The sequence below is a fragment of the Eggerthella sp. BIOML-A1 genome (genome assembly GCF_009875595.1).
Classification (GTDB): Bacteria; Actinomycetota; Coriobacteriia; order Coriobacteriales; family Eggerthellaceae; genus Eggerthella; species Eggerthella lenta.
Genome location: NZ_WWRZ01000002.1, coordinates 203,334 through 216,244 on the forward strand (window position 1 = coordinate 203,334; position 12,911 = coordinate 216,244).

Sequence of the window (12,911 nt, forward strand, 5' to 3'; positions counted from 1 at the left end):
GCGTATGACGTGGTGCGATAAGGTCAAGGTTCAGCGCGGCTCCCATCGATCGATTTTCCTCTTTGAGCGGTTGCATAATTTTTTTCGAAAAAAGTGCTTGACCGGATTTCCTCTTCCGGTATACTAGGCTTCGCACTTTTACGGGGCCTTAGCTCAGCTGGGAGAGCGCATGGCTGGCAGCCATGAGGTCAGGGGTTCGATCCCCCTAGGCTCCACCATATTTGCTACGACGGATGCGATGCATCCGTCGTTTTTTTATTGTGCACGCATTGCGTCCGATGACGGCAAGCGGGGTGAAGGATATGGTCGAGGCGGCAGATAGCCGTGCGGAACCTCAGTCGGTGGGCGAAAACGGCGCTCCTATGACGATTTGGCAGGTGTGGCTTCGACGTCTCTGCCTGTTCGTGATCGTGTGGGCTATCGCGGAAGTGCTGTTGGGCGCTGCGTTGTGGGGTGCTTACCTGTTCGCGCGCATGGTGCTTGACGTCGAGCCCTCGGTGCTGGCCGAGCCCGTTGTGGGCGCGATGGCTATGGCGGGAGCGTGCCTCAACCTGGCCATCGGATTCCTCGGCCTTCGCGGAGCGCGGAATCCGCGCAAGATCACCCTGTTCTTCTGGATCACGTTCGTCGATGCGATGTTGACGGCGTGGGCGCTGGCCAGCAGCGTGTCCGCGGGCACGTGCGACCTCACCTCGCTTGTGAGTGGCCTGTTCGTCATCGCGCTAGCCGTGTGCGCTTGGCAAGTGCGCGGTCAGACGGGTTACTTCGACGCGCATCCGTAAGGCCTCCCGGCGTGAAAAAGCCTCTCCGGGGTTCCGGAGAGGCTTTCAACTGCGGGCGGTTTGCTTGACGGCTGCACCCGATGCGGCGCTAGTCCTGCTTCGCGGCCTCGATTTGCGCGATGATGGGGTCAAGCGCGCCGGCTACGTCGTAGTCCTCCACCTTTCCGGCGTCGCACAGGCGCGCGAAGCTGGGGTCGATGGGCAGCGTGGCGTAGGCGGGGATGTCGTAGCGCTCGGCCACGGCCGCACCTTGCGGATCGCCGAAGATGTGATGGCGCTTGCCGCAGTCGGGGCACTCGAAGTAGGCCATGTTCTCCACGAGGCCCAGCAGCTCGACGTTCATGTCGTGCGCGAGGTTCACGGCCTTGCCCACGATCATGGCCACCAGCTCCTGCGGAGCGGATACCGTGACAATGCCGTCAACCGGCAGCGACTGGAACACGGTGAGCAGCACGTCGGAGGTTCCCGGAGGCATGTCGACGAACAGGTAGTCGATCTCGCCCCAGTTCGTCTCGCTGTAGAACTGACGGATGGCGTTCGAGACGACCGGGCCGCGCCAGGCCACCGGGATGTCGTCTTTCGGCAGCATGAGGTTGGTGGACATCACCTTGATGCCGCTTTGCGTCTGGCCGGGCAGGATGCCGTCGGCGTCGGCGGTCAGCGGGTTCGTGATGCCGAAGGTCTTCGGGATGGACGGTCCGGTGACGTCGGCGTCCAGGATGCCCACGTTCTTCCCGCGCTTCTGCATTTCGCTGGCAAGCAGGCTGGTGACCAGCGACTTGCCCACGCCGCCCTTGCCGGACACGACGCCGATGACGTGTTTGATGTTGGAGCGGGAGTTCGTCTCGATGGTGCTGGGGCCCTGGGCGGTGCGGTCGCTGCATCCGGACTCGCCGCAGCTGCTGCACTCGTGCGTGCATTCTTCTGCCATGATTCCTTCTTTCTGGGTTTTCAGCGCCCCCGTGCGGCGGGAGCGCCACTCGTCTCACCTGGATGATAGCATAAGCTTTATACTTAGGTGGAAGGAATCGACCTGCGCGCCGGGCGCGCGCGGAGACGGAGGAGCGCGCATGCTGTTCGCTGATATCGACCTGTTGGATGAGAACCTTGATTTCCGCTCCCATTGCTGGGTGGGCGTGCGCGACGGGCGCGTCGCCTACGTGGGGGATGCGGCTCCGGCGGGCGAGGAAGCGGCGAGGTACGGAGAGGTGTACGACGGACGTGGCAAGCTCTTGTGTCCTGCGTTCTACAACGCCCACGCGCACGCGCCCATGACGCTGTTGCGCGGCTACGCCGAGAACCTGCCTTTGCAGGCGTGGCTGAACGACATGGTGTTTCCGTTCGAGGCGAAGATCACGCCCGAAGACTGCTACTGGGGCACGCTTCTGTCCTGCGCCGAGATGGCGCGGTACGGCTGCGTGAGCTTCTCGGACATGTACTATCACATGGAGGAGGGCGCCCGCGCCGCGCTCGACGCCGGCATCAAGATGAACCTGTCCGACTCGCTTCTTGCCTTCAACGGCGAAGGGTTGGACGACCTGCCGGTGAAGGGGAACCTCGACCGTCTCATCCGCGATGTCCAGGGCGCAGGCGATGGCCGCATCGTGGTGGACTGCAACATCCATGCCGAGTACACGTCGAACCCGCGCGCCGTGGCCGATTTGGCGGCGTACGCGAAGGAGCACGGGCTTCGGTTGCAGGTGCACGTCTCCGAGACGCGCCTCGAGCACGAGGAGTGCAAGCAGCGCCACGACGGTTTGACGCCGGTGCGCTACTTCGAGAGCCTGGGCGTGCTCGACGTGCCCGTGACGGCGGCGCACTGCGTGTGGGTGGACGACGGCGACATCGACGTGCTGGCGGAGCGCGGGGTGTTCGTGGCGGCGAACCCGGCGTCGAACATGAAGCTGGGCAGCGGTTTCGCCCCTGTGGCGAAGATGCTCGCGCGCGGCGTGAACGTGTGCCTGGGCACCGACGGCATGGCGTCGAACAACAACCACGACATGATGCAGGATATGTACCTGCTGGCGCTGACGGCGAAGGGGTCGACGAACGATCCGGCCGTGGTCACGCCGAAGCAGGCGCTTACGGCCGCTACGCGCGTGGGCGCGCTTTCGCAGGGGCGCGACGACTGCGGGTACGTGGCCGTGGGGGCGAAGGCCGACTTGTGCGTGCTGGACACGTCGGGGCCGTCGTGGGCGCCGATGACGAACCCGCTGGTGAACGTCGTGTACGCGGGGCATGGCGCCGACGTGTGCCTGACGATGTGCGACGGGGTCGTGGTGTATCGCGAGGGCGAGTGGCCCACGCTGGACATCGAGCGAGCGAAGGCCGAGGTCGAGGCCCGCACGAAGCGCATCATCGGCGAGCTGTAGGGCGAGTGCTGCCGGGTGGGCGGCTTGCTTGACGGAGGGCCTTTGCGTATACTGGCAGGCGAGCCGCAGGGAGCGGGTACTCCCCACGGCTCTCGGACTCGCTTCGGCGGTTCGGATGTTTATTTTGGTCCCGGTTCGTCCTTTTGGGACGACCGGGGCGTATCTTTCAGCCGCGCTTGAAGTGTGAGCGAGGCTACCCCGACCGTCAGGCTGCCGAAGGCAGCGATGAGGCCGAGAACCTGCAAGATCACCCCGATAAGATCCAGCAATATGCCATCCATAGAGGACACCCCCTTCCGTTTATCTAGAATTCGGAAATGGATGTAAAGAGGGTGCTATCCTCCCCGCCTGGCGAGTTCGTGCCTCCTATTATAGCGAGCTCGTCTTACGTGCAGATGGCGTGCATCTAGCGCAGATCTTTCTCGATCTGCTGCGAATCTCACGCATTTCCCACGTGGGTTCCATGCCGTTTGCCCCTGTTTCCAACGTCGTTTCCACACGCCTTGCCGCCGTTTCCGACATGGTTCGCACGTTCTCGGCGCTTCGGTGCGCATGTTTCACGTGAAACATCGGTTCGTTTTGTTTCGGGTGAAAGCATTTTCGCGCGGTGTTGTGCGCAAAGTACGGCTAGGCACGGTGGGCGCGTTGGTCTATTCTGGGATGAATACAATCGTGAAGAGGGAAGGGGCGGCATGCTGAGGATTTCCGATACGCGCATCGACGGGTTCATCGCGGAGGACGTGCCGTACGTCGATCTGACGTGCGCGGTGCTGGGCATCGGCGACGAGCCGGGCGAGATGGAGTACTTCACGCGCGAAGACTGCGTGCTGGCCGGCGCGAACGTGGTCGCGCGTATCATGGGGAAGCTGGGCTGCGACGTGGTGGAGGCGCGTCGCGACGGCGAGCGCGCGACTGCGGGCGAGGCGTTCTTCCGCGTGCGCGGCACCGCGGGCGACCTGCATGCGGCGTGGAAGGTGTGCCTCAACGTGTTCGACCATATGTCGGCCGTGGCCACGAAAACCCGCGCGATGGTGGACGCGGCCCACGCGGCGAACCCGCGCTGCGAGGTGCTGACCACGCGCAAGAGCATGCCGGGCGCGAAGGACCTGCTGACCGAGGCCGTCATGGCGGGAGGGGCGTTCCCGCACCGGCTGGGGCTGTCCGAGACGGTGCTGGTGTTCGACCATCACCTCACGTTCTTCGGCGGCTTCGAGGCGTTCGTGGAGCAGCTGCCGGATATCAAGGGCCGCTGCGTTGAGAAGAAGCTGTTTGTGGAGGCTGATGCCGAGCGTGCCCGCGTGCTGGCGCGCGCTGGCGTTGACGGCATCCAGGTGGACAAGGTCCCCGTTGACGAGCTGGAGCCGCTTGTGCGCGAGCTGCGCGCCATCGACCCGCACGTCACGCTCATCGCGGCCGGCGGCGTGAACCCGCAGAACGCGGGCGCGTACGCGGCAACCGGCGTGGACGGCCTGGCCACCACGGCTCCCTTCTCCGCCAAGCCGCTCGACATGAGCGTGCGCATGCGCCCGCTGTAGCGGCTTGCGCCGTGGATGTGCGGTCTTTGGGCTCGGCGGATGCGTTGTCGCCCCAAAGCCGCGGTTTCGGGCAATATTCCGAGGCTTTGGGGCGACAACGCATCCGCCGCTGCCGGTCTTCTTCGCATGGTCGTGGGCATCGGGCGAATTTTCTTGAACCGGGTGTAACCTTTTCGCGTCGGGGCGCGTCTAATAGGTAACCGACCTTGAAAGGGGCACCCGCGTGGACGATCTGATACAGCGAGCGCGAAACGGCGACGGCGAGGCGTTCGCTGCGTTGTTCGAGTATGGCAAGCAGCCGTTGTGGCGCGCTGCGATGGCGGTGCTCGGCAATGTGGACGATGCGTCCGACGCGCTGCAGGAGACGGCGGTCAAAGCGTGGCGCGCCATGCCGCGTTTCGGCGGCCGCAGCGCAGTGAACACGTGGTTCATGCGCATCCTGCTGCGCGTCTGCTACGACATGCGCCGTCAGCGCAACCGCGAGACGCCGTGCGCCATGGGGCTGTTCGCCGCGGACGTGGACGGCTCGGGCGTATGGTGGGAGCCGTCGGTGGACCAGATGCTGGCGGGCGCGGGCGTGCGGCGCGATCCCGACCGCGACGAGGCGCTCGACGTGCGCGACGCCATCGCCTCGCTGTCGGCCGATGATCGGCTGGTGCTGGTGCTGTTCTACGTGAACGATTTCCCTGTGCGACAGATCTCCCAGATCATGAACGTGTCGGAAGGTGCCGTGCGCACCCGTCTGTCGCGGGCGCGGGACCGGTTCAAGGTTGCCTATTCGCAAGGCTCGAACGAGGAAGTTGAGGTGGCGCGATGAGCCATGAGAGGTTCGACAACGAAGACGAGCTGCGCCGGGCGGTGATCCGGGATTTGGACGCGGGCCCGATTCCCCCGCAGGTGCAGGTCAAGCTCGACGGCGTGTACGCGTCGCTGGGCTCCATTCCTCAGGATCGTCCCACGCCGTCGGGCGCGGGCGCTCCGCAGCGTCGGCAGCCGGTCAAGCGGCGGTCTGCCGAGCCTGCGCACGGCAAGCGCAAGGGCGCCCGCGTGGCGCGCCGTGGTGCGATGGTGGCGGTTGCGGCCGTGCTCGTCGTGCTGTTGAGCGGTGTCGCCTTCGCCGCATCGCGCCTGGTGCAGATGCAGCCGGGCGATGTCGGATTTTTCGGGGGCGGTAACAACCTGCCCATTTACAACAGCTTGCAGTCCGGGGTTTCCAGCCTGAACGCCGAGGTGGGCGATACCGTTGAAGTCGACGGCGTGCAGGTGACGCTCGATTCGGTGTCGTGCGATCGCAACATCGTCAACCTGTTCTTCACGTTGGAGAAGGAGGGCGGCTTCGACCTGACCGAGCAGTCGAACTACGAGGGCTCCCAGGAAAACGAATGGGCGCGCTTGCAGCGGCTTGCTCCGCGATTCTCGTACAGTCTTTCGAGCAACGGCGAGGCGATCGGCAAAGATTCCGTCTACGTGCTCGATGCGTACCAAGAAGACGGCAAGGTGAAGATCATGGAGCGCATCGTGCCGGAAGCGACGCTTCCCGACCAGGTGGACATCGCGCTGGAAGGCTATGCGATGTGGAAGCAGTTCGAAGAAGGAGACGAGCCCTTCACGTTCGATGTCGGCCTCGACCTGAGCACGGTGGCCAGTCCGTGCGAGCTGGGCGCGCACGACCTCGTGTTCAACACGAGCGACGGCGACAAGACGATGGGCATCCAGCGTTTCACGGCATCCGAGCTGGGCACCGTGATGGTCGTGCGCAACGACAACGAGTGGACGGGAGAGCAAGGCGAATACGGTTCTTCCTACGGCCCGCCCGAGAACGTGCTGAGTCCTCATTTGCTTAAGGTAACCGATGACCAGGGCAACGTTTTGACTCCGGTCGAAGCTGGCGATGGTTCGGGCGTCAATCCGGAGGGTTCGCAGATTATCGAGTTCTCCAATCTCTCGCCCGAAGCGCATAGCGTCACGTTCACGCCGATGTTGAACGCGCTCGACTGGGACTCGATGACGGTCGAGGAGCGTAAAGCGAGGAATGAGGAAAACGTACAACATGTGGACGTCTCTCGAATCGGCACCACATTGGAGACGAGCGAGTTCGGCGGCTACGAGCTGACCGGCTGGGACGTGACCGATGGAACGGTGAGCATATCGCTCAAGCCCTACGGATGGCAGGCTATGGGACCGTACATGGAGCTCATTTCCGAAGACGATGTGACGCTTTTGGAAAGCGCATGGACGGATCCCGAGACGGGCGAGACGGGAACCGGCTACCATTCGGGCATCATGTATCGCAAGCACGACTATATGACCGGCGAGTTCGTCCAGATGGTGTCGTACTACGCCGCAGACGACGATGAGCTGCGCGGGCTCACGAACTACAGTTACCGCTCTGCGTTCGGTGAGTATCGGGAAGAGCCAGACGCGGCGCAGACGCTCTCGTTCTAAGCTGCTCCGAAATGAAGAAGCGGGCCCATCGCGATGATGGGCCCGCTTCGTTTCTGCTGCGGCCGGTTTACTTCCCCAGCACCTTCTTAATGCCGTTGCCCGCTATGACGGCGCCGCCGCCGATGGCCAGCAAGCCGGGACCGGGCAGGATGAGCATGGGCACGCCCACCAACATGATGGCGCCGCCGATGGCCGTCTGCACGGCGCCGCCGATGCGGTTGGGCTTCTTCTTCGAGACGCGCCCTTCGTCGATGATAGTGGCGTTAACGGCGGCCTGCGCGGCGTCCTTCCCGTACGATGGCGCGCGGAACGTGTCGCTGCCCGACGGGCTTGCGCTTTTCGCGGCGTCGCTGGCGCTTGCGACGGGGTTGACGTCGATGATGGGGCTTGGGTCGCTCATGGTCTCCTCGCTTACGGTGGGGTGCGGTTTCGTGCCGCGTGTCTGCTTCGATTATACGGGCTGCGCGAACCGCATGTCGTGCGGCGCGCCCGCGGCTACGAGTTCGTCACCGTTCGGTAACGTGTTGCTCGCGGCTTCTTCAAAGATGGATGCGAGGGGCATCGGGAGCGTGATCCGAGTCCGCCTAATTCCGTCGTTGTGGACGCCGAAAGCGGCTGTTTTGCGATACACTATGGGTCAAGGTTTCAAGATCGCGTTTGAAGTTCGTAGGTTAGGCTCGACTGTGGTTCGCGCCTTGGCAGAAACGACAACGGCGTGGGCCACGCAACAGGAAAGTTGGTGGTCAACATGGCAGCTCCTGCTACCGAACACGTGCGAAACATTGTGCTGGTGGGCCAAGACGGCGCCGGCAAGACATCGCTCGCCGAAGCGATGCTGCACGTCTCCGGCCGTACGCCCCGCATGGGCACGACGCACGACGGGAAATCCTACCTCGACTACGACGATGAGGAGATCCGGCGCAAATTCACCATCGGCACCTCCATTGCCCCCATTCCGTACAAGGACTACAAGATCAACCTGCTTGATACGTCCGGCCACCCCGACTTCATCGGCGACACGCTGGCCACCATGCAAGCGGCCGAGATGGCGTTGTTCGTGGTGGACGCCGTGGCAGGCCCGCAGGTCATGACCACCAAGCTGTGGCGCGAGGCGGAGGACATGCGTCTGTCGCGCGCCGTGTTCATCAACCATATCGACCGCGAGAACGCCGACTTCGACACGGCCATGGCGCTGCTGCATGCGCGCTTCGGTTCGCGTCTGGGGCCGGTGACCATTCCTATCGGCGTCGACAAGGACTTCGAGGGCGTCATCGACATCATTCGCATGAAGGCGCGCTATTTCGATGCCGGCAGCGAGAAGGAGCGCATCGAGGAGATTCCGCCCGAGTACGCCGATGCCGCCCAAGCCGCGCGCGACAAGCTGTGCGACCTCGTGGCCGAGGCCGACGACGATCTCATGATGAAGTACCTGGACGGCGAGGAGCAGCTCACCCAAGACGAGCTCGAGCAGCTGTTGGACAAGGCCATCGCGCAGGAGCTGTTCATTCCCGTGTTCGTGGGCTCCACGATCATCGAGCAGGGCATCCAGGGCGTCATGGAGGACATCGCCACCTACTTCCCGCATCCTCGCCATCACGGGCGCTTCCGTCTGGCCAACGGCGAGGAGACGTTCGTCGACGAGACGGGCGAGCCCGCCGCGTTCGTCTTCAAGACGGTGTCCGACCCGTTCGTAGGCCGCTTGAGCTTCCTCAAGGTCATCTCGGGCGTGCTGGAACCGGGCATGGAGCTGATCAACGCGCGCACAGGCAAGAAGGACCGGCTGGGCCACCTCTACGTGATGATGGGCAAGGAGGCCACCGACGTGAAGAGCGCGAAGGCCGGCGACATCATCGTGGTGCCGAAGCTCACCGACACGCGTGCCGGCGACACGATGTCGAAGTCGGGCGACGTGGCCATCGACCCCTTGCCGCTGCCCGTCCCTCAGTACCCGGTGGCCATCGAGGCGGCGAACAAGAAGGACGAGGACAAGCTGGGAACGTTTCTGGCTCGCGCGGCCGAGAACGACCCCACGCTGATCATCAACCGTAGCGAAGAGACGCACCAGACGGTGATCACGGCCATGGGCGAGGCGCAGATCGAGACGCTGATCGCCCGACTCAAGGAGCAGACGGGCGTGGAGGCGAAGCTCATCCCTGTGCGCATTCCGTATCGCGAGACCATCCGCAAGACGGCCGAGGCGCAGGGTCGTCACAAGAAGCAGACGGGCGGCGCGGGGCAGTTCGGCGATTGCTGGCTGCGCATCGAGCCGAATCCGGGAGCGGGCTACGAGTTCGTCGACGAGATAGTGGGCGGCAAGATTCCCCGCGGCTACCTGCCGGCCATCGACAAGGGCGTGCAGGATGCCATGCGCGAGGGTTTCTTGGCCGGATATCCTATGGAAGACATCAAGTGTGCGGTGTACGACGGCTCGTACCACTCCGTCGACTCCAACGAGATGGCGTTCAAGACAGCCGCGCGCATCGGCTTCCGTGCCGCGTGCGAGAAGGCCGACCCCATTTTGCTGGAGCCCATGGCGAACCTCGACGTGACGGTGGGCGAGGAGTACGCCGGCGCGGTGATGGGCGACATCTCCACGCGCCGCGGCCGCATCGTGGGCACCGACTCGAACGACGCGGGCGAGACGGTCATCATGGTGCGCGTACCCTACGCCGAGGTGGTCACGTACACGAAGGATCTGCGGGCCATCACGCGCGGCTCGGGGTCGTACTCCATCGAGCTGGAAGGCTACGAGCCGGCACCGGCCGACGTGACGAAGAAGCTGGTGGAAGCCTACCAGGCTGCGCGCGCTGCGGGGAACTAGCGCGCTTGCGACATGATCCGTCGAGGGTTTGAGAGTGGAGGAGGGAGCCGCGGTGCGGCTCCCTCCTCGGTTTCGGGGGTGGGGTGCGAGGGGCGGGCCGGCTAGGCTTCGAGCGCCTGCGGCCGGTCTTCCGCGCTGGCGGCGGGCTTGCGCTTCGGACGGCCTGCGCGAGGGCGCTCGCGCAGGCGGGCCTCCACGCTGTAGCCCGTCACCCAGGTGTTGTGCCCGTACTTGAACGACTCGAGGAGGCCGTCGCGGATCATGTGGCTGACGCGCGAGGGGGACACGCCCAAGGCGCGCGCGGCTTCGGCAGCCGTCATGCGGGGGATGGTTTCCAGCCCGGCGTCGATGGCGACGGTGATGATCCGTCCGCCGTAGCGCGGCTCGTTGTCGAAGGTGGGTTCGGGAGTTGCCTCGTCGTGCATCGCGTAATCCTCAACGACGGTTTTCAGCCAATCGACCGCCATCTCGCACGCTTCGCGAAACGTGGCGCCCGACGTGCCGCCGCACTCGAAATCGAAGGGCCAGACGGTGTAGCGGCCCTCATCGAGGAACACTTCAAACTCGTACACGTGCTTCATGTTCGTCTCCTTCGGAGGGGGTGGGCTATTTGAGTCCGGCCTGTTTTTTCATGACTTCAAATTGCTGGTTTGAAATCTCGCTATGTCGCTCGATAACGGTTCTTCTGCCGTCGGGATGCCTGAACTTGTCGTGATTCGTGCCGCCTTCGTTCTTGAAGCCGTTGTGCTGGAAAAATCTGACGACCTCTCTTCGCTTGACCATCCTATCCCCGATCCCTTTTATTGTCAATACTATTTATATTTTAGCAAGCTCGTGCGGTGCGTAAGGGTTTCATGCGACGGGCGGCCGAGTTGGATGCTTTCCGCCCGCCGCGTTTCGTACGGTTTGCAGCGGCGCCGAGCCATGGCCGTTCCCTGTCTCGCCGATGGCGGCGCCGCTGCAATTTACCGTGCTTCCATGATAACGACCTGGTCTTACGTTTTGATGGCGTGCGTCCAGCGCGGAGCACCTTCGAATCCAGCGCAACTGCCACGCGTTTCCAGCGCGGTTTCCACGTTTCGTGCAACCGTTTCCAACGCGGTTTACCCGTGCGTTGCCGAAGATTCCAACGCGTTTCAAACGTGCGGGCGGCACCCGCCTTGCGCGGATGCCGCCCGTTGTCATGAGGATTGTGGGGAATGGGGAGGCTGGATGCCTCGATGATGCGAGAAGGGTTCGGGAGGCTACTCCGCGCGATCTGCCGGGAGGATTTCCAGCCAGCAGCCGTCGGGATCCTCGATGAAGTAGATGCCCATGCGCTCGTTCACGAAGCACACGCAGCCCATCTCCTCGTGCAAGGCGCGCGCGGCGTCCATGTCGTCCACCTCGAAGGCCAGGTGCGTGTCGCGTCCGCCGTTGTCGTAAGGCTCGGTGCGGCCGCGGTTCCACGTGAGCTCCACCTGGAAATCGGTCTTTTCGTTGCCGAGGAACACGTTTTCCCACGATCCGTCGTCGGGCCCCATGCGCCTCTGAACGGCCAGGCCCAGCGCGCGTTCGTAGAACGCGAGCGACGCGCCCAGGTCGAGGACGTGGATGCAGCGATGGATCATCTTCGCTTTCATGGCAGCTCCGTTTCTGCGCGAAATTGCGCGCATCCGCGCGCGGTTCGTTCGCTGGAAGTATACCCGAGATAACGGCATCGTGACGGCTTTGCGACGGAACCACTAAAGGAGAACGAGGAGAAGGCTTGGCGATGCCAGAATACTTTACGCGAAGCGTTAGCGAGGATCGATTGCGGGAGCGCTGCGAACGCACCTGTCGGGAGGGGGACGGCGAAATCGAGAGCTGTAGGTAAAAACGGCTCGGTTTGGTAATTTCGGAAGCATCCCATCGCGCCCGTCTGCGGGCGTGGGAACAGTTTGCTTGACGTTTTACCAGATGGGGCAGCTTCTCTCTGTATCCTGCCGTTTCGATATGATTGCCAAACCGCCTTGTTCGCTCCATGCGGGGACGTTTTCGGCGTCATGGCGCGCTGCGGAAGGTCGACCTTGCGCGAGCCCTGGACATTTGCGCATTTGCGGTGCGAGACCTTGCACCTGTCCGCGACGGTGCTATACTCCGTTTAAAAAACTGACTAGTCAGTCAAAAAATGAAGGCTGACGAACGACGCGAAGGACGTGATGGGCATGCAGGAGAAGCCGGCTACCATCGAGCCGTGGGTGAATGGAGCGAAGCCGCCGTCGAAGGGGGCAGACGCGCTTCAGATGCGTCCGGAATCGGGCACGTTCGTGCGCGAGGGCGCCACATTCGCCGGCGCACCGTACATCAGCGCACGCGGGTTGGGGTTGAAGACGTACGCAGGATACGCGTACCGCGAAGTGGACGTTGACGTGCACAAAGGGGAGCTGGTTGCCGTGCGCGGGCGCAACGGCAGCGGAAAGACGGCGCTTCTGCTCACGCTGGCGGGCCGCATGAAGCAGACGGAGGGAACGTTGAACGTGGGCGAATTCGAGCTGCCGCGCCAGCGCTCGAAGGCGGAGCGGCACGTGGGCCTGGGGTTGTTCAGCGGGTTGAACGACCTCCAGGACAGCTTGACGGCGGCATATGCGTTGGGAGCCGAGTTCGAGCTGTACGGTCGTAAGCCGCGCCGCGAGGCGGTTACGGACTACCTGCGTCAGTGGCAGCTGGGCGACGTGGCGAACGTGCGCGTGAAGGATCTCACATCGCAGAAGCTCGCACAGCTGGGTATCGCGCTTGCGTTTGTGGGCGAACCCGATGCCGTGGTGGTGGACGACGTGGAGAGCCAGCTGACCATGTCGCAGTCGGAGGCTCTCGTCGATCTGCTGCTGGACGCGGCGCGCACGCGCAACGTCGCCGTCGTCGTGGGCGTGGTGGAGCGCGATCTGGCCGCCATGGCCGACGCGACGGTGTATCTGTCGAAGGATGGTGAGTAGCT

General features: G+C 63.7%; 13 protein-coding genes and 1 tRNA gene. 8 read left to right on the plus strand and 6 right to left on the minus strand.

The genetic code is table 11. The features are described from left to right. Window positions 1-142: 142 nt before the first annotated feature. Window positions 143-218: transfer RNA gene (locus tag GT590_RS02660), tRNA-Ala, on the plus strand. Window positions 219-362: 144 nt separating this feature from the next. Beyond that, entirely contained in the window at window positions 363-782 is a 420-nt protein-coding gene (locus GT590_RS02665; protein WP_226844446.1) for a hypothetical protein, read from the plus strand. An 88-nt stretch (window positions 783-870) separates the two neighbouring features. Here GT590_RS02665 and GT590_RS02670 read toward each other — a convergent pair whose 3' ends face one another. After that, complete coding sequence (locus GT590_RS02670) at window positions 871-1,713, minus strand: Mrp/NBP35 family ATP-binding protein (protein WP_009306406.1); 843 nt, start codon at window positions 1,711-1,713, stop codon at window positions 871-873. A gap of 139 nt (window positions 1,714-1,852) precedes the next feature. Between GT590_RS02670 and GT590_RS02675 the strand changes: the two genes are divergently transcribed. Next, window positions 1,853-3,154 (plus strand): amidohydrolase family protein, encoded by a 1,302-nt coding sequence (locus tag GT590_RS02675; protein WP_009607884.1) that lies wholly within the window; start codon window positions 1,853-1,855, stop codon window positions 3,152-3,154. A 119-nt stretch (window positions 3,155-3,273) separates the two neighbouring features. On the opposite strand, the gene GT590_RS14285 is transcribed toward GT590_RS02675, so the two are convergent. Beyond that, window positions 3,274-3,435 carry a hypothetical protein gene (locus tag GT590_RS14285; protein ID WP_175282506.1) on the minus strand — a complete coding sequence of 54 codons (162 nt, stop codon included), beginning with the start codon at window positions 3,433-3,435 and terminating at the stop codon, window positions 3,274-3,276. A 411-nt stretch (window positions 3,436-3,846) separates the two neighbouring features. Here GT590_RS14285 and modD point away from each other — a divergent pair, with 411 nt between their 5' ends. The 3 genes from modD to GT590_RS02690 all read left to right on the plus strand — a co-directional run bounded on the left by modD (window position 3,847) and on the right by GT590_RS02690 (window position 7,134). Then, on the plus strand, window positions 3,847-4,689 hold the full coding sequence (gene modD / locus GT590_RS02680; RefSeq protein WP_009607922.1) for a ModD protein: 843 nt from the start codon (window positions 3,847-3,849) through the stop codon (window positions 4,687-4,689). A gap of 223 nt (window positions 4,690-4,912) precedes the next feature. Then, window positions 4,913-5,506, plus strand: coding sequence for an RNA polymerase sigma factor (locus tag GT590_RS02685; protein ID WP_009607845.1), 594 nt, complete (start codon window positions 4,913-4,915; stop codon window positions 5,504-5,506). Beyond that, window positions 5,503-7,134, plus strand: a complete 1,632-nt coding sequence (locus tag GT590_RS02690; protein ID WP_009607818.1) for a DUF4179 domain-containing protein — start codon at window positions 5,503-5,505, stop codon at window positions 7,132-7,134. Before GT590_RS02685 ends, GT590_RS02690 begins: the two co-directional genes overlap by 4 nt. A gap of 67 nt (window positions 7,135-7,201) precedes the next feature. On the opposite strand, the gene GT590_RS02695 is transcribed toward GT590_RS02690, so the two are convergent. After that, window positions 7,202-7,534, minus strand: coding sequence for a hypothetical protein (locus GT590_RS02695; RefSeq protein WP_009607826.1), 333 nt, complete (start codon window positions 7,532-7,534; stop codon window positions 7,202-7,204). A gap of 348 nt (window positions 7,535-7,882) precedes the next feature. On the opposite strand from GT590_RS02695, the gene GT590_RS02700 reads away from it, so the two are divergent. Continuing rightward, window positions 7,883-9,955 carry a translation factor GTPase family protein gene (locus tag GT590_RS02700; protein ID WP_035576668.1) on the plus strand — a complete coding sequence of 691 codons (2,073 nt, stop codon included), beginning with the start codon at window positions 7,883-7,885 and terminating at the stop codon, window positions 9,953-9,955. A 101-nt stretch (window positions 9,956-10,056) separates the two neighbouring features. On the opposite strand, the gene GT590_RS02705 is transcribed toward GT590_RS02700, so the two are convergent. From GT590_RS02705 to GT590_RS02715, 3 genes are all read right to left on the minus strand, one after another. After that, window positions 10,057-10,536: a helix-turn-helix domain-containing protein gene (locus tag GT590_RS02705; RefSeq protein WP_009306399.1), complete on the minus strand. Its 480-nt coding sequence runs from the start codon at window positions 10,534-10,536 to the stop codon at window positions 10,057-10,059. Window positions 10,537-10,561: 25 nt separating this feature from the next. Then, window positions 10,562-10,738, minus strand: a complete 177-nt coding sequence (locus tag GT590_RS02710) for a type II toxin-antitoxin system HicA family toxin (protein ID WP_009306398.1) — start codon at window positions 10,736-10,738, stop codon at window positions 10,562-10,564. A gap of 461 nt (window positions 10,739-11,199) precedes the next feature. After that, entirely contained in the window at window positions 11,200-11,577 is a 378-nt protein-coding gene (locus GT590_RS02715; RefSeq protein ID WP_114516410.1) for a VOC family protein, read from the minus strand. Between the two features lie 564 nt (window positions 11,578-12,141). Here GT590_RS02715 and GT590_RS02720 point away from each other — a divergent pair. After that, window positions 12,142-12,909 (plus strand): ATP-binding cassette domain-containing protein, encoded by a 768-nt coding sequence (locus tag GT590_RS02720; protein ID WP_227791104.1) that lies wholly within the window; start codon window positions 12,142-12,144, stop codon window positions 12,907-12,909. Window positions 12,910-12,911: the final 2 nt, after the last annotated feature.

What these genes read in the sequence shown, in the direction of transcription:
- GT590_RS02665 (WP_226844446.1), top strand. Translation starts at nt 363, where the DNA reads ATGACGATTTGGCAGGTGTGGCTTCGACGTCTCTGCCTGTTCGTGATC.
- GT590_RS02670 (WP_009306406.1), bottom strand. Translation starts at nt 1,713, where the DNA reads ATGGCAGAAGAATGCACGCACGAGTGCAGCAGCTGCGGCGAGTCCGGA.
- GT590_RS02675 (WP_009607884.1), top strand. Translation starts at nt 1,853, where the DNA reads ATGCTGTTCGCTGATATCGACCTGTTGGATGAGAACCTTGATTTCCGC.
- GT590_RS14285 (WP_175282506.1), bottom strand. Translation starts at nt 3,435, where the DNA reads ATGGATGGCATATTGCTGGATCTTATCGGGGTGATCTTGCAGGTTCTC.
- modD (WP_009607922.1), top strand. Translation starts at nt 3,847, where the DNA reads ATGCTGAGGATTTCCGATACGCGCATCGACGGGTTCATCGCGGAGGAC.
- GT590_RS02690 (WP_009607818.1), top strand. Translation starts at nt 5,503, where the DNA reads ATGAGCCATGAGAGGTTCGACAACGAAGACGAGCTGCGCCGGGCGGTG.
- GT590_RS02695 (WP_009607826.1), bottom strand. Translation starts at nt 7,534, where the DNA reads ATGAGCGACCCAAGCCCCATCATCGACGTCAACCCCGTCGCAAGCGCC.
- GT590_RS02700 (WP_035576668.1), top strand. Translation starts at nt 7,883, where the DNA reads ATGGCAGCTCCTGCTACCGAACACGTGCGAAACATTGTGCTGGTGGGC.
- GT590_RS02705 (WP_009306399.1), bottom strand. Translation starts at nt 10,536, where the DNA reads ATGAAGCACGTGTACGAGTTTGAAGTGTTCCTCGATGAGGGCCGCTAC.
- GT590_RS02710 (WP_009306398.1), bottom strand. Translation starts at nt 10,738, where the DNA reads ATGGTCAAGCGAAGAGAGGTCGTCAGATTTTTCCAGCACAACGGCTTC.
- GT590_RS02715 (WP_114516410.1), bottom strand. Translation starts at nt 11,577, where the DNA reads ATGAAAGCGAAGATGATCCATCGCTGCATCCACGTCCTCGACCTGGGC.
- GT590_RS02720 (WP_227791104.1), top strand. Translation starts at nt 12,142, where the DNA reads ATGCAGGAGAAGCCGGCTACCATCGAGCCGTGGGTGAATGGAGCGAAG.